The organism is Mesorhizobium sp. M8A.F.Ca.ET.165.01.1.1 (assembly GCF_004792065.1).
Lineage (GTDB): Bacteria > Pseudomonadota > Alphaproteobacteria > Rhizobiales > Rhizobiaceae > Mesorhizobium.
On record NZ_SRTH01000015.1, the window covers coordinates 140800 to 156043 of the forward strand.

General features: G+C 59.9%; 12 protein-coding genes. 6 read left to right on the plus strand and 6 right to left on the minus strand.

Going from position 1 to position 15244, the window contains the following annotated elements; genetic code table 11:
- Positions 1 to 23 precede the first annotated feature (23 nt).
- The 3 genes from folD to EN808_RS28950 all read right to left on the minus strand — a co-directional run bounded on the left by folD (position 24) and on the right by EN808_RS28950 (position 5283).
- Positions 24 to 935, minus strand: a complete 912-nt coding sequence (folD, locus tag EN808_RS28940; RefSeq protein WP_135880805.1) for a bifunctional methylenetetrahydrofolate dehydrogenase/methenyltetrahydrofolate cyclohydrolase FolD — start codon at positions 933 to 935, stop codon at positions 24 to 26.
- A 280-nt stretch (positions 936 to 1215) separates the two neighbouring features.
- Positions 1216 to 2925, minus strand: a complete 1710-nt coding sequence (locus EN808_RS28945) for an APC family permease (protein ID WP_135880804.1) — start codon at positions 2923 to 2925, stop codon at positions 1216 to 1218.
- A gap of 1140 nt (positions 2926 to 4065) precedes the next feature.
- Positions 4066 to 5283, minus strand: a complete 1218-nt coding sequence (locus EN808_RS28950; RefSeq protein ID WP_135880803.1) for an ROK family transcriptional regulator — start codon at positions 5281 to 5283, stop codon at positions 4066 to 4068.
- 256 nt (positions 5284 to 5539) lie between these two features.
- Here EN808_RS28950 and EN808_RS28955 point away from each other — a divergent pair, with 256 nt between their 5' ends.
- The 6 genes from EN808_RS28955 (at position 5540) to xylA (ending at position 12435) form a co-directional block, all read left to right on the plus strand.
- Positions 5540 to 6832 carry a glycoside hydrolase family 30 beta sandwich domain-containing protein gene (locus EN808_RS28955; RefSeq protein WP_135880802.1) on the plus strand — a complete coding sequence of 431 codons (1293 nt, stop codon included), beginning with the start codon at positions 5540 to 5542 and terminating at the stop codon, positions 6830 to 6832.
- A 70-nt stretch (positions 6833 to 6902) separates the two neighbouring features.
- A complete protein-coding gene (locus EN808_RS28960; protein ID WP_135917510.1) occupies positions 6903 to 8147 on the plus strand; it encodes an extracellular solute-binding protein in 1245 nt (414 codons plus the stop codon).
- Positions 8148 to 8207: 60 nt separating this feature from the next.
- Positions 8208 to 9128, plus strand: a complete 921-nt coding sequence (locus EN808_RS28965) for a sugar ABC transporter permease (RefSeq protein WP_135917472.1) — start codon at positions 8208 to 8210, stop codon at positions 9126 to 9128.
- Entirely contained in the window at positions 9125 to 9955 is an 831-nt protein-coding gene (locus tag EN808_RS28970) for a carbohydrate ABC transporter permease (protein ID WP_027030997.1), read from the plus strand. The genes EN808_RS28965 and EN808_RS28970 overlap by 4 nt, the downstream gene beginning before the upstream one ends.
- A 40-nt stretch (positions 9956 to 9995) precedes the next feature.
- Positions 9996 to 11000, plus strand: a complete 1005-nt coding sequence (locus EN808_RS28975; RefSeq protein WP_135917475.1) for an ATP-binding cassette domain-containing protein — start codon at positions 9996 to 9998, stop codon at positions 10998 to 11000.
- Between the two features lie 109 nt (positions 11001 to 11109).
- Positions 11110 to 12435 carry a xylose isomerase gene (gene xylA / locus EN808_RS28980; RefSeq protein WP_135917477.1) on the plus strand — a complete coding sequence of 442 codons (1326 nt, stop codon included), beginning with the start codon at positions 11110 to 11112 and terminating at the stop codon, positions 12433 to 12435.
- A 360-nt stretch (positions 12436 to 12795) separates the two neighbouring features.
- On the opposite strand, the gene EN808_RS28985 is transcribed toward xylA, so the two are convergent.
- The 3 genes from EN808_RS28985 to EN808_RS28995 are packed head-to-tail and all read right to left on the minus strand — an operon-like array spanning position 12796 to position 15244.
- On the minus strand, positions 12796 to 13503 hold the full coding sequence (locus tag EN808_RS28985) for an ABC transporter ATP-binding protein (protein ID WP_135880799.1): 708 nt from the start codon (positions 13501 to 13503) through the stop codon (positions 12796 to 12798).
- Entirely contained in the window at positions 13500 to 14216 is a 717-nt protein-coding gene (locus EN808_RS28990) for an ATP-binding cassette domain-containing protein (protein ID WP_135917479.1), read from the minus strand. The genes EN808_RS28985 and EN808_RS28990 overlap by 4 nt, the downstream gene beginning before the upstream one ends.
- Positions 14213 to 15244: a branched-chain amino acid ABC transporter permease gene (locus EN808_RS28995; RefSeq protein WP_210235466.1), complete on the minus strand. Its 1032-nt coding sequence runs from the start codon at positions 15242 to 15244 to the stop codon at positions 14213 to 14215. Before EN808_RS28995 ends, EN808_RS28990 begins: the two co-directional genes overlap by 4 nt.

The following is a 15244-nucleotide window of genomic DNA, read 5'->3' on the forward strand; positions in this document are numbered from 1 at the left end:
TTCGGATTGAGCGGACGATGCGCCTATTGAGCGCGCGATGCAGCGGAAAGTGATAGCGGCGCCTGCCCGGCTGCGCGGCGGGCAGCGGTCAACGTATTGGCCATGAGCATGGCGATCGTCATCGGCCCGACACCGCCTGGAACCGGGGTAATGTTGCCCGCCACAAGTTCGGCTTCTGCGTAGGCCACATCGCCAACCAGCCGGGGCTTTCCCTCGCCATTAAAGACACGGTTGATCCCGACGTCGACGACGGTTGCCCCCGGCATGATCCAGTCACCTCTGATCATTTCCGCTCGGCCAACTGCAGCGATCAATATGTCAGCGGTCCGGCAAAGCGCGGGCAAATCCTTGGTTCGGCTGTGGGCAACAGTTACGGTGGCATTCGCGTTGAGCAACAGGCTCGCCATTGGCTTGCCGACGATGTTGGAACGACCCACCACCACAGCATTGAGACCAGAAAGGTCACGGCCGCGTGCACGTTCTATCAGCAGCATGGATCCAGCTGGCGTGCACGGCACGAAAGCTGTGTCGAGCTCACCGGTGCCGAGTTTGCCGACATTGATGAAATGGAAGCCGTCGACATCCTTGTCTGGTGCGATCGTTTGAATGATCCGCCCTGTGTCTATGTGAGCCGGCAGAGGCAGTTGCACCAGAATGCCGTGGACCGAAGCGGTCGCATTGAGCTTTTCGATGAGCTCGACAAGCTCTGCCTCGTTGATATCGGCTGGCAATGTGTGTTGCACCGAGTGGAAGCCGCACTCCTTGGCCTTCTTGCCCTTTGAGGAGACGTAGACCTGGCTCGCCGGGTCCTCGCCCACGATAACGACAGCAATACCTGGCGTGACGCCGCTGGAGGCTATCAAGTCAGCGGTCGCGGCCTTAACTTGATTGACCACGTCGGCCGCAGCGAGCTTACCGTCCATCACTTTCGCCATCGGTCGGATGACTCCTCATCGTTCGTGCAAGGCTGGAATCCCTTTGCATCCAGGGCGCCAGAGTCCGCATTGCGGAGGTGACTCGAAATCCGAGCTTTGGCCCAAAGGTCGCTGATTTCTCGGGGCGGAGTCGTATCAGCGGAGCAACGCAAATGTCAACTAAGATGCAATAAATATTCATAACAAGAATATTTGACTGGCGCCGGCTTGCGGGTTTCGGACTGCCGAAACTTTTAGGAGGGGCCAGCTCGCGCCGGTCCCTCCTCGTCGGTTGGCTGGCTCAGAGAACGAAGAACCAGTTGGCAAGCAGCACCACCATTATGCCGGCTAGAAGGGTCAGGTATGGCAGGATGCCAGCTTTCCTGACGCTCAGGTCGCTCGGCGTCATGCCAAGGTCGTCAAGCATGTGCTCGGGGAATTTCCCGCCGTCCTGGACATAGTGACGGAAGCAGAAGACCGGGAGGATCAAAGCTGCGGTGATCAAACCGGCCCATAGAGCCATTGGATTCCAGACCTTTGCGCCGGCACCCATAAAGGCCGCATTGCAATAGGCAAAAAGCGCACCGAGCGTAATCAGCCAAGTCGGTGCCCGCCACGGCCGCTTGATGGCGCCATTGTCTATGCGATGTATCCAGCCGGAGTTCAGGTTGAGGAAGTTGAAGATGATGTAGCCGCAGTTCGACACAGCCAGGATAAAGAAGAAGCTTGTCGCGTCAGCGGAGGCGATGGCCAGTACGATCAGATTGAATATCAGGTCGGTCCACATGGCGCGCGTGGGGGCACCATGCTCGTTGACATGGCTAAGATAGCGCGGCAGCCACCCATCGACGGAACCTTGATAAAGCGTGCGTGAGGACCCAGCCATTGCCGTCATGATGGCGAGCAGCAACGCCAAGATCATCAGCATGACGAGCAAGGTCTTTACCAAGCCGCCACCGCCGACCATGCCCGCGAGAGCATCGGCGACGCCTGAGCCGTCCACGATCGGCGTAGCCAGCATGCCATTCAATCCGAGCACGCCTTGAAAGGTGAACGGGACCAGCACGAAGAGCAGCATGCACAACAGCCCGGAATAGAAAATGGCCTTGAATGTATCAGTAGCCGGGTTCTTGAACTCAGACGTGTAGCAGACGGCAGTTTCGAATGCATAAGTGGACCATGCCGCGATGAACATACCTCCAAGAACAAGCGTCCAACCGCCAATGTTCCATGCGCCGGGGGCGGGTGCATAGGGGGCGGCGAGCGGAACGAAGGGAGCATAGTTGGCCCAATTGATCTGACCTGTGATGATAGGCACGACGCCAACGATCAGCAGTGGAACGATGACCAGCAGTCCTACGACTTTTTGAACCGCCGCTGTTCCAAGAATGCCTCGGTGTTGGATGGCGAAGGTGATGAGCATCAGCACTGCGCCGATGAAGAACGTGGCGTTGAGAGAGAAACCGACCGGTCCCAGATTATGACTGTAGAGCGTCCATGTACGAATGGCGGGCGTTGCGGCAGCGGTCACTGCTGCGAGGGCATCTGTAGCACTCGCGCCAACGTTCGCGGCAAGATATTGGGCGACTTCTGGCGAGGCAGCTGTGAAAATGGGCACGGGCGTCAGGGCATTGAGAATGTAAGCCGCAGCAATTGAGCAACCAAGCGACAGCACCGGTGACCAAGCGAACCAGTTACACCATACGGACAACGGTGCCACGAATTTGGAATAGCGAAGCCAGGCCGTTGCCCCGTAGACCGAGGCGCCGCCTGACTTATTGGGAAAAAGGCCCGCGATTTCGGCATAGGTAAAAGACTGAATAAAGCCCATCGTCATGGATGCGATCCAGATCGCGAAGGCGACGTTGCCGGCCGTCCCCGCAATGCCGCCGATCGAAAACAGGACCAATGGTGGCACGCCGCTGGCCACCCAGAATGCACCACGCCAGTCGATGGTTCTGTGCAGTTGCCCCGCCGGCTCTGCAGGGCTTGTGTCGACGAGTGAACTCATTTGCTAGCTCCCATTGTTGTAGATCTCATCCTGGCACAGGCCCTACCGCGTTGCGTGTCGGTTCACTTAATCAACCCAGAGTTGCTGGAATGACCGCAAAGCACACATCATGTGGATCAGAGCATGCCTCCTCTAGGGATTGTTCGTTCTGATCGCTGTTAATTCAGGCAGGATCCGCCGGTCGCGGCGCAGCAAAGTCCCCAGATCCCCCTCACCAGATGATTGCTGGTAAGAAAAAAATTTCACTGTGAGGAGAATACTTGGTCTTTCCGGCCTGTCAAGAAGGTTTCGGTTGGCATGTAATCGAGGCCTGACACCAAAACATGCGCGTGGCGGTTTGTGTCCCGCCTCCGTGTCAAACGAGAGGTCAAGTCGATTGCTCCGCGTGTTTCTCGGTTCGAGGTCGCAACATTTGGATGGTGCCTCTGGGGAGTGTTCTCAACTGGTCGTCGGCGAATTGGGTGCTCCTTGGGCGGGTTTCAGGGTGCTCGTTTCTAAGCACACGGCCTTGCCGACAACAGCCATCCTGCACCTGCCCGACTCCGAGCAGGTGCGTGACTGTGTGTGGTTGAGATCGATCGGTTTGCTGATCAACTCCAGATGCAGAAACCACGCAAGGATGGCTGCGCAATCGGAATTTAGAACGCCACACAGGCCTTGGATGAGGAACAAAGGTCGGGGCCCACTGCCCGGCGATCTCATATACTTCGGCGTGTGGGCTCATCCTAGTCGGATGAGTCTGAGGAGAAAGCGTCCGGCAGCAGAGCGGACGCCCCTGAGCGGCCGGAATGTTGCAGAGCAAATCTTCGCAGCACGGGACGGCGGCGGCATGGAATGGCGTGCAGATCGGCGGACTGCTCTGAGTTCATTGCGGCCACATCGAACTGCCCCTGAGGGGGTCAAACTTGCATAACATGCTGGCCTGAACTTGGTCTGGTCTCCAGAGTTCACTTCGGAACTCAGTAATGGCCCGGCAATCCGGTGACTCTCGCTGCCAACTTAAAATCAGACGTTCTGCACCAAGGACTCGCTGCATCCTCTTCAATGGCCGACAATGGATTTCGACAAAGGCCGGAAGACGACCGGGCAGGTCGCTACGGGCGGGTGCGATCACCCGCGACGGCAGCCTCACAGATATTGCTAGCCGCGTCTTTCGGTGAAGGGTTCGTTTCCGGTTGGGCGCGCACCACTCTCGCGCTCAAACCCCGCAGTGCCTTCGAAGTCGAAGAACTTCTGAATCGCGAGTGCCGAAGCGCCTCGGGACCAGACGTTGTTGTCCCAGTCAATTTCGATCGGCGGCGGGGTCGCGAACGAGGATTCGCGGACAGCGGCAATGAGGGGCTCGATAAGCGCCGGGCCAAAACGAACCGCTTCTCCGCCGACGATGACGACTTCCGGGTCGATGAGATCGATCAGGCCGCTGAGCCGGTGACCGATCTCGCGGCCGACTTCGCTGAGATAGTCCAGAGCGAGCCGTTCGCCTGCTTCGATGGCCTGCTGTAGGTCGGCAGGGAGCTTGCGGGAGCGCTTGCTGATTTCAATCCAGGCGCTGTCCATGGCTGGCTCGGAGAGACGCCGATCCCAATTCAAGCGGTCCTGCGTCGCAATCGAGTCATCGCCGTCCTTGACGGGGAACCCGATCTCGCCAGCCGCGGATCGCGCCCCACGATGGATCTGGCCATTGAAAATCAGCGCCGCCCCGACGCCCGTGCCTATGATCAACACCAGCACCGAACTGCGTCGCCGTCCGTGTCCGAAGAGTTGCTGGGCTATGGCGAACGCATTGACGTCGTTGTCGACCCAGACGGGTACGCTGATCTGCGACGCGATCATTTCCGCGATCGGCACGTCCCACCATCCCAGGCGCTGCGAGACCAGACAGACGCCACGGTTGACGTCGACCAATCCTGGCATCGCCATGCCGATGCCGACAAGTTTCTGCCGGCCTTCGCGCCGATCACCCATAAGCGTGGCCACGCCCTCCTTGACGGCATGGGCGACGGCCACGGGGCCGTGGTCGGGGAGCGGCAGTTCGCAGGCGCCAATCGTGCGGGTGGAAAGGTCCGTGAGTGTGCCCTCCAGCCGGCCCTCCGTCAGCTTGAACCCGATGGACCAATGTCTGGCATAGTCGATGCTGAGTGGTATCGGCCGGCGGCCGCCGCTGCTTTGGGTGCTCTTGCCTTCCAAGACGATGCCTTCGTCAATCAGTGCGGCCGTAACACCGGTAACCGCGGCTGGGCTCAGACCTGTCATCGCAGCTATCTCGACCCGGCTTAGATCACCTTCCCGACGCAGGCAGTTGAGTATCAGGCGCCGGTTCATCGCCCGCGTCGTATTTTGGTCCGCCTTGAGTTTCATGACTTACTTCATTCTGTGAATTAAGTATTGCATTAGCGCGCATGATGCCCTATGAAGGCTGAAGAGATCAAGCCGCGTAACGATGCGGCAGATCGCTCCCGGGGAGGGGTTCCGGACCGAGCTAACACGACTGTTGCCGCCCATGGGCAGCAACAGCAGGTGATTTTTGCAATGCACGCCTCTTTCCCGCGAGGGCATGGAGCATCGTCTCCAGTTTGCCCTCGACGGCGGAGCTGTGCGCGGAGAACAGGCGGCTATGGCACCACAACTCAGATCGTCTTCGCCAAGCGCCCAATGGGCTACGATCCGCGTCGACGCGCATCAGGCGTCGGACAGTCCATCCGTCTGGGCGGATGGCGTGGTTACGCCCGACTTCAAGGGTTTTGGCGGCTGCTTCAACGAGCTTGGGTGGAAGGCCCTTTCGCATCTTGACGAAAACGAGCGCGGCGAGGTGCTCGGTGCCCTGTTCTCGGACGATGGCTGCGCCTTCAACTATTGCCGGCTCCCGATCGGGGCCAACGATTACGCGGAGAGTTGGTACAGCCACAACGAGACCGAGGGGGACTTCGCCATGGAGACCTTCTCGATAGCCCGCGACCGGCAATATCTGATCCCTTACATCAGGGCCGCGCGCGCGGTGCGTGGCGACGATTTCCATCTCTTCGCCTCGCCGTGGAGCCCGCCGACCTGGATGAAGTTCCCGCGGGCGCATAACCACGGAACGTTGATCTGGGAGCCGCGCTATCGCCACGCCTATGCGAATTACTTCGTCCGTTTCGTCAAGGCATACGAGGACGAGGGGATCGCGATCAATGCGGTGCACGTCCAGAACGAGCCGAACTCGGATCAGAAATTTCCTTCCTGCATTTGGACAGGCGCGAAAATGCGCGACTTCATCCGCGACGATCTGGGAGCTGCCTTCAGGTCTGCCGGCCTTGATGCCGAGATATGGGCGGGCACGATCGAGCGCGGCGACTTCAATGACTGGGCGGGCACCATTCTGTCGGATCCGGCTGCGGCCTCTTTCGTGAAGGGGATGGGATTCCAATGGGCCGGCAAGCACGGCGTGCAGCGAACGCGCCAGGCCTTTCCAGATCTGCCGATTATTCAGACCGAAAACGAATGCGGTGACGGCGCCAACAGTTGGGATCAAGCCCACTACGTCTTCGACTTGATCCAGCATTACCTGAGCAATGGAGCCGAGGCTTACCTTTACTGGAACATGGTGCTGGAGCCCGGAGGCGTCAGCACCTGGGGCTGGCGCCAGAACGCCATGGTGACCGTCGATCCCACCACGCGCAGCGCCATTTTCAATCCCGAGTTCTACGTCATGAAGCACTTCGCCGGCTTCGTGCGACCGGGCGCGGCCGTATTGAAGACCGGTGGCCCGATGGCCGCAAACACCCTGGCTTTCCGCAACCTCGATGGCGGCGAAGTCTTCGTCGTGCAGAACGCGCAGGATATCGAGAGGACGATCACGGTCCGGGGCAGCCGTGAATCGGCAACTTTGAACCTCGCCCCCTTTTCCATAAGTACGCTCACTCTTTGAAACCAAGCGGCGGGCGCCAAGCCCGTTCTCTAGGGAGGAAACCGAAATGAAAAAATTGTCATGCTTGCCCATGCTGGGGGCAGCATCGCTTCTGGCCACATTCTTTGCATCTGCGGCGTTCGCGGATGTGACGGTCCACGTTCTTCGGCCAGAGGTACCGAATACCGAAAAGGCCTATCACCAAAAAATGGCCACGGACTTCGAGAAGTCGCATCCAGGTGTCGATATCGCTTTCGAATACATCGCCAACGAGGCCTACAAGCAGAAGCTTACGACGCTGCTGCAGTCGGATCAGAAACCGGACCTCATTTTCAGTTGGGCGGGGGGCGTGCTCACGCAACAGGCCAAAGCCGGCGTTCTCCAGGACATCTCCGCATCCGTCACCAGCCAGTGGTCGGCGTCGATCGCTAGCGCCGGATTGTCGGCGTTCACCGTCAACGCAAAAGTCTATGGCATGCCGGTCAACGCGAGCGATGTGGTGTTTTGGACCAATCTCGATCTCGCAAAGAAGGCTGGTGTCGACCCTGAAAGCATCAAGACCTGGGATGATTTTCTGGCAGCGGTCAAGAAGGCAAAGGAGGCTGGTGTCACGCCGATCATGGTTGGCGGCAAGGACAAATGGCCACTGCACTTCTACTACGGCTATCTGTGGGTGCGTGAGGCGGGCAAGGACGGAATGGCCGCGGCCATGGGCGGCGAAGGCGACGGTTTCTCTGCCGCGCCCTTCGTGAAGGCTGGCGAGGACTTCAAGAAACTCGTCGATCTGCAGCCCTTCGAGGCTGGTTTCATGGATACCACGTTCGAGCAGGCGACGGGCCAGTTCGGGGACGGCAAGGCCTTGTTTCATCTCATGGGTGATTGGGAGTACGGGACCGAGAAGCAGAATTCGGTCAGCGGCAAGGGCATTCCGGACGACAAGCTCGGAACCATACGCTTCCCTGCGGTCGCAGGTGGGGCCGGCGAGGCGACCGACACGTTCGGGGGCATCAACGGTTACGCGGTCATTGCCGGAGCACCACCGGAAGCGGTCGAATTCCTGAAATACATGACCGACACCGAAAATCAGAAGCTGGCGGGCGCCCAGGGTCTCTTCATACCGATCGCCAAGGGCGTGGAAGAGAGCATTGCGAATCCCTTCTTCCGCAAGATGTCCGAGGCGCTCGCTGTCTCGAAGTTCCATCAGATCTTTCTCGATCAGGCGCTCGGATCCGATGTCGGGGCCACGGTCACGGACGTGGCCGCGGATCTGGCCCAAGGCGTCGTCACGCCAGAGGCGGCGGCAAAGACCGTGCAGGACGCCTGGTCCATGCGCTGATGGCTTTGACCGGGCGCGAACCACGCGCCCGGTCTTTCAATCCATCCAGGGAGGATGAAAATGACCGAGCTTGCTGCGCCCGGACTAGCTCCGAGCATGCGTAGTGGAAGGCGCTTCACCAGCCAAACCAGCGCCCTCCTTCTGATGTTGCCGCCCGCGCTGGTGCTTTTCACATTGTTTGTGGCGTTACCTCTGTTCGACGCCGCGTACTACAGCCTGTTCAAGTGGGACGGCTACGGCACACCGACAGATTTCATCGGTCTGGACAATTTCAAGCAGGCCCTGGGCCATGCCGTCTTCTGGCAAGCAGTACGCAATACGCTGATCGTGCTTGCGGTTTCCGTTTTCGTTCAGCTACCCATCGCGTTGGGCCTCGCCTTGCTGATCTACGAGAAGACCCCTGCCAATACGCTGTTTCGCCTCATCTTCTTTCTGCCTTTCATCCTGGCCGAGGTAGCTTCGGGCCTGATTTGGAGTTTCGTATTCGACGGCAACACGGGCGTGGCTGCCGCTCTCTTCCATGCGCTGGGAATGGAGCCCGTTTTCATTCTCGCGGATCGCCACTGGGCATTCGCGGCCATTACGCTGGTCGTCGTCTGGAAATATTTCGGGTTTCACATGATGATCTATATCGCCGCCCTGCAGGGCGTGCCCAAGGAAATGCTCGAGGCGGCACGGCTGGAAGGTGCCGGGCGCTGGGCGATCGTGCGCCATGTCCAGGTGCCGATGATCGCCTCGGCCATCGCCGTGTCGGTGTTTTTCTCCATCGTCGGCTCCTTGCAACTCTTCGACGTTGTGATCCCGCTCACCAATGGTGGCCCGTCCAACTCCACGCATACGATTGTCACCTATCTCTACACTTTCGGCCTCACCCGAACGCGTATCGGCTTCGGAAGTGCAGTCGGCGTCATGCTGTTCGTCACCGCTGTCGCTTTCGCCGTTCTCTACCAACGCCAGATTAGCAAGGGGAGCCGGTCATGAATGCGTTCAGATTTCTTCCAGCGCTTGGAAAGGCCGCCGTCCTGCTGGTCTTCACCGGTTTCGTGCTGGGGCCGTTAACGGTCGCCGTCTTTGGCGGCTTCAAGACCAATGGCGAACTCCGCGTCAATCCCTTTGGCATCCCGCAGCAATGGGACTTCGAGTTCTACGCGGCCATGCTGGGCGATCCGGCGTTCTGGCGCTACATGGGAAACTCGCTGATCATCTCGCTGTTGACCGTGTTTTTGACCCTGATCGTCTCAGCGGCGGCGGCTTATGTCTTCGCCCAGATCCGCTTTCTTGGGTCGAGAATGATGCAAGCCTATCTGCTGGCGGGTCTTGTCTTTCCGTTCGCCACCGCGATCCTGCCGCTATTCATCAAGGTGCGTGACCTCGGGCTGCTCGACAGCTACTGGGCCGTTATCCTGCCCCAGACAGCTTTTGGCCTTTCGCTTTCGATCATGCTGTTCAAGACGTTCTTCGAACAGTTGCCGAAGGATCTCTTCGAGGCGGCACATGTCGAAGGCTGCGGCTATGTCCGGTTCTTCTGGCAATTCACGCTGCCCCTCTCGACGCCGATTCTGGCGACCGTCGGGGTGTTCGTGTTCGTTCAGAGCTGGAACAATTTCCTGCTGCCGCTCGTCGTCATCAACTCGCGGGAACTGTTCACCTGGCCACTCGGAATGATGCAGTTTCGAGGCGAATATCTCTCGGAGTGGAACCGCACCCTGGCTTTCATATCCCTGACCATTCTGCCTGCGGTCGCCTTCTTCATCGCGGCCCAGAAATACATCGTTGCCGGACTGACGGGAGGGGCGGTCAAAGGCTGACCGTTTCTGTCGGACACCAAAGAAACCTAGGGAGGAATTCATGGCCGCCGTCGAACTTTCGAGCATCAACAAGACCTTTGGTTCTGTCGAGACCATACCCAACCTGACGCTCTCCATTCCCCATGGCTCTTTCACCGTGCTGGTCGGTCCGTCCGGTTGTGGCAAGTCCACACTGCTCCGGATGGTCGCCGGCCTGGAACAACCGACGAAGGGATCGATTGCCATCGGCAATCGTGACGTCACCCACGAGGAACCGTCGAAACGCGGCATCTCGATGGTCTTCCAGTCCTATGCGTTGTTTCCACACATGACCGTGGAACAGAACATCGACTTCGGTCTGCGGCTCGCCAAGGTTCCGCAGGCGGAACGTGAAGCGCGCGTCGCAGCCGCTGCCGAGGTGCTGCACCTCAAGCCTCTGCTGCAACGCAAGCCGGCGGCACTCTCCGGCGGCCAGCGCCAGCGCGTCGCCATCGGGCGCTCGATCGTCCGAAACCCGGAGGTTTTCCTGTTCGATGAACCGCTTTCCAATCTCGACGCGGCACTGCGTACCCAAATGCGTGTTGAACTCGCGGATCTGCACAAGCGGCTTAACGCGACGATGATCTATGTCACCCACGACCAGGTCGAGGCGATGACACTGGCAGACCAGATCGTCGTGATGAATGCCGGGCGTATCGAGCAGGTCGGGTCGCCGATGGAACTCTACGACGCGCCAAACACCTTGTTTGTCGCTACGTTCATCGGATCTCCGCGCATGAACCTGATATCGGGAGAGAGTGCAAAAGCCGAAGGCGCCGCCACGATCGGCGTACGCCCCGAACATATCGCAATAGACGACGCCAATGGCATCTGGACGGGCAGGTTGCGTTTCGCCGAGCATCTCGGCAACGAGACGATCGCCTATGTGGAGTCGGATGAGGGCGAAATTACCATACGCCTCGCAGGGCATCATGGCCTCACGGACGGGACGCTACGCATGACACCTGACCGGCTGCACCTGCATCGCTTCGATGAGAACGGCCGGCGAATTTCGGCTGTAAACTGACTTTGTCCCGCAATGTAGAAACTGCAGCTGGCCCCGAGGACGGTCCGCTCTTTCCAAAGGCTTCCGGCGCTACCGTGCGATATCTCGCGCCATTTAAAGGAGTTTTCCAATGACCACCGATTTCTTCGGGGGAATCGAGTCCATTCGCTATGAGGGGCCGGATTCGACCAATCCGCTGGCCTACCGCTTCTATAACCCGGATGAGGTCGTGGCCGGCAAGCGGTTGGAAGACCATCTGCGCTTCGCTGTCGCCTACTGGCATTCCTTCGCCTGGCCGGGCGGTGATCCGTTCGGTGGCCAGACCTTCGACCGTCCCTGGTTCCCCAAGGCCGGCGGTGTCGACACGATGGAACTGGCGAAACTCAAGGCCGATGTCGCCTTCGAGATGTTCTCGCTGCTTGGCGCGCCCTATTTCTGCTTCCACGACGCCGACGTGCGGCCGGAAGGCAAGGACTTCTCCGAAAGCGCTGCCCGCCTCGACGAGATCGCGGACTACTTTGCGGACAAGATGAAAAGGACCGGCGTCAAGCTGCTTTGGGGCACGGCGAACCTTTTCTCCAACCGCCGCTTCATATCTGGGGCCGCCACCAACCCGGATCCCGATGTGTTCGCCTATGCGGCGGCGACGGTGAAGAGCTGCCTTGACGTCACCAAGCGGCTCAAGGGCGAGAACTATGTGCTGTGGGGCGGCCGTGAGGGCTATGAAACGCTGCTCAACACCGACCTTGGGCGCGAGCAGGAACAGGCCGGCCGCTTCCTCAACCTCGTCGTCGACTACAAGCACAAGATCGGCTTCAAGGGCACCATCCTGATCGAGCCGAAGCCGCAGGAGCCGACCAAGCACCAGTATGATTACGACGTCGCCACTCTTTATGGCTTCCTGAAGCGCTTCGGACTGGAGAAGGAGATCAAGCTCAACATCGAGCAGGGCCACGCCATCCTCGCCGGCCATTCCTTCGAGCACGAACTGGCGCTGGCCAATGCGCTCGGCGTGTTCGGCTCGATCGACATGAACCGCAACGACTACCAGTCGGGCTGGGACACCGACCAGTTCCCCAACAACGTTCCGGAGATGGCGCTGGCCTACTACCAAGTCCTGCAGGCCGGCGGCTTCAAGACCGGCGGCACCAATTTCGACGCCAAGCTGCGCCGCCAGTCGCTCGACCCGCAGGATCTGCTGATCGGCCATATCGGCGGCATGGATTCCTGCGCGCGCGGCCTCAAGGCCGCCGCCCGCATGGTAGAGGACAAGGCGTTGTCCGCGCCGCTGGCGGAGCGCTACGCCGGCTGGAACACGGCCGAGGCCAAGGCGATGCTGTCGGGCAAGCGCACGCTGGAGGAGATCGCCGAGCGCGTCGTCAAGAAGAAGATCGAGCCGCAGCCAAAGTCCGGCCGCCAGGAATATCTGGAAAACATCGTCAACCGCTACGTCTGAAGGCGGAAAGCTGACAGATCACGCTCCATTTCGCGCCTGGATCGGCGCGGCTATTTGGCGAAGACGGCGGCCGCGTCAGGGGAGCGTCCAGCGCATGGCATTGTGGTAATCAGGCCGTTGCGGGACGCGCCAGAGCGCGCGTCGGCGCCACCACTGTCGGCACCTCGATGCTGCGACGCCACTTTGAAAAACGATCGCGGCCAGCGGAGGCGGAATGCAATGCAGCGGCCCTGTCATCGCCGGGCCGGGTTTCGTCGTCTCGGCTTAGTCTGAATGGTCAGCTGCGCTCTGGAAAGCGAATGTTGGCCAGCCCTGCGGCACTTCGTGGAGCAAAACGCATCAATACCAAAACGGTGCTCATCAACCGAGATAGGCCCGATGCAGGATATCCGGTTGCTGTTGAAGATTCGCGGGGGTGCCGCTGAAACTGAAACGGCCACGCGACATCACGTGGGCCGCCTGAGCATTTTTCAGCGCGAGTGCGGTAAACTGCTCGATCAGGAGTATGCCGGTACCGTGCTGGGCCAGTCTGCTCAGCACATCCATCAGCCGCTTGACGATCAGCGGTGCAAGGCCGAGCGACATCTCGTCGGCGAGAATGAATTTTGGTTGCGCGACCAGACCTTGGCCGAGCGACAGCATCTGTTGCTGACCACCAGACAGCGTACCCGCGCGCTGTTGCTTTCGCTCGGCCAGTTCGGGGAAGATCGTGTAGACTTCCTCGACGGCTTCGGCTGCACCTCTTGCAGACAGCTGAAAACCGGCGGCTTTCAAATTGTCGTCGACGTTGAGGCCGTTGAGCACCCGGTGCCCCTCCGGCACGGCGGCGACGCCAGCCGCGCGGATGGCTTCGGGCGATTTGCCGGTGAGCGGTTTGCCGTCGATTTCGACTGTGCCTGCCGCGATCGGGATCGCACCGGCGAGCGCCAAGACGAGTGAGCTCTTGCCGGCGCCGTTCGGGCCGAGAAGGGCAGTGATGTGGCCGCTTACCAGCGTGAAGGACAGGTCCTTGACGACACGCTTGCCGCCCCGATCAATCGCCAAATCACGAACTGTCAGGATGCTCATGCGGCGTCTTCCATGCCGAGATAGACGGCGCGGACTTTCTCATCGGTCAGCACGCTGGCCGTGTTGCCAACGGCGATCAACGAACCAAAATCGAGCACCATGGTCTCCCGACAAACCGCCTGGATCAAGTCGACATCGTGATCAATCAGCAGCGTGATGGATCTGGTTGCGTCGTGAATGCTGGAGATGACTTGCCGCAATTTCTCGACCTCTCCCTGGGAGAAGCCTGCTCCCGGTTCATCCAGAAGGATCACCCGTGGGCGTCCCACGACGCAGCGCGCGATTTCGATCATCCGACGCTCAAAAGCATTCAACCCTCCAGCCGAGACTCGGCGTAGCACCGAGAGCCCGACGAATTCCAGCGCGGCAGCCGTCGCATTCAGCCGCTCGGTCGCCGACAGTCCGAGTTGGTCAAGCAAGACGAGGACGTTGTCCTCCACCGTCAGTTCGTCCACCACCTGTTCCTTCTGAAAGGAACGGCGCAGGCCCCAGCGAGCCCGCCCATGTGGTTTCATCGGCAGTATGTTGGTGTCCATCATGTGGATTGAGCCGCTTTGGGGCAGAACGAAGCCGGACAATACGTTGAGAAGGGTCGTTTTGCCGGCCCCGTTTGGCCCGATGATACCGCAGACCGGCTGTGTGAGTTCGACGGTGACCGCATTGAGCGCGGTAACTCCCCCGAAGGCAACGGATAGATTCTCGATCGAGATCATGCGGAGGGCTCCGTCTTGCGCAACCGCTTCAAACCATCCGACAGCTGTCCGGCCAGCCCCCTGGGAGCCGTGGAAAGCGCGTGAATAAGGGCAAATCCGAAGATGATGTAGGCCGCGTTGCCGTCCACGCCGAGGTTGTTGAGGAACGCCGGGAGGAGCCGATAGAGCAGTGCCGCGATCACAGCGCCATACCAGTGCCAGGCGCCGCCGACGACCGTCAGCGCGAAGATCATTACCGATTCCGCGGGCGGGAAAGAGCGTGCATCAAGCAGTTGGAGATTGCCCGCGAGCAAGGCACCCGCAATGCCGGCGAGAAACCCGGAAAGGGCAAAGCCCCATACTTTATAGAGCGTCACATTGACACCCGCGGCCATGGCGGCGGCCTCGCTTTTGCGAATAAGCGCCCAACCACGGCCGGCGCGGCTGCGTTCATGGATGTCGATCAACAGGAAGCTGACGGCCACCACGATCAGACAATAGCTGAAGAAGGCCGCGTCCGATTGTGCGATCGCCGGCCGTGGCAGATAACCGATCGCCTTGACTTCGAAACCGGCAAAGCCGCCACCCCCATTGGGGAACTGAATGACATTGATGAGGATACCGAAGCCACCCGCCGCCATCAACGTGATGAGCGCCAGATAAAGGCCGCGCATTCGCAGCGCCGGATAGGCGAGGATCATGCCGATCAATCCGGCAAAGAGGCCGCCAGCAAGAAGGTTCAGTTCGAATGGCAGTTTGAAGCCATGGCCGAAACGGAGCGCCACCCAGCCGCCGCATCCCATGAGCGAGACCTGGGCCAGAGACACAAGGCCGAGACGCCGATAGAGGACCGCGATGCTGGCGGAGGTCAGTGTGTAGATCGCCACGGCGGTCAAGACTTTGAGCCATAAGGCGCTTGCGACAAACGGCACCACGATGGCCGCGCCGACGAAAAAAAGCTGCGGTGCATAGCGGCCGGACGAAAAGCTGGCCGGGCTCATGCCAGAAGGGGCCAGAAGTCCGGAAAGAGGCTTTTGCGCTGCTTGCAT

Excerpts from the sequence above, each read along its gene's own strand:
- folD (WP_135880805.1), bottom strand. The coding sequence starts at position 935 with ATGGCGAAAGTGATGGACGGTAAGCTCGCTGCGGCCGACGTGGTCAAT.
- EN808_RS28945 (WP_135880804.1), bottom strand. The coding sequence starts at position 2,925 with ATGAGTTCACTCGTCGACACAAGCCCTGCAGAGCCGGCGGGGCAACTG.
- EN808_RS28950 (WP_135880803.1), bottom strand. The coding sequence starts at position 5,283 with ATGAAACTCAAGGCGGACCAAAATACGACGCGGGCGATGAACCGGCGC.
- EN808_RS28955 (WP_135880802.1), top strand. The coding sequence starts at position 5,540 with ATGGCACCACAACTCAGATCGTCTTCGCCAAGCGCCCAATGGGCTACG.
- EN808_RS28960 (WP_135917510.1), top strand. The coding sequence starts at position 6,903 with ATGCTGGGGGCAGCATCGCTTCTGGCCACATTCTTTGCATCTGCGGCG.
- EN808_RS28965 (WP_135917472.1), top strand. The coding sequence starts at position 8,208 with ATGACCGAGCTTGCTGCGCCCGGACTAGCTCCGAGCATGCGTAGTGGA.
- EN808_RS28970 (WP_027030997.1), top strand. The coding sequence starts at position 9,125 with ATGAATGCGTTCAGATTTCTTCCAGCGCTTGGAAAGGCCGCCGTCCTG.
- EN808_RS28975 (WP_135917475.1), top strand. The coding sequence starts at position 9,996 with ATGGCCGCCGTCGAACTTTCGAGCATCAACAAGACCTTTGGTTCTGTC.
- xylA (WP_135917477.1), top strand. The coding sequence starts at position 11,110 with ATGACCACCGATTTCTTCGGGGGAATCGAGTCCATTCGCTATGAGGGG.
- EN808_RS28985 (WP_135880799.1), bottom strand. The coding sequence starts at position 13,503 with ATGAGCATCCTGACAGTTCGTGATTTGGCGATTGATCGGGGCGGCAAG.
- EN808_RS28990 (WP_135917479.1), bottom strand. The coding sequence starts at position 14,216 with ATGATCTCGATCGAGAATCTATCCGTTGCCTTCGGGGGAGTTACCGCG.
- EN808_RS28995 (WP_210235466.1), bottom strand. The coding sequence starts at position 15,244 with ATGCAAGCAGCGCAAAAGCCTCTTTCCGGACTTCTGGCCCCTTCTGGC.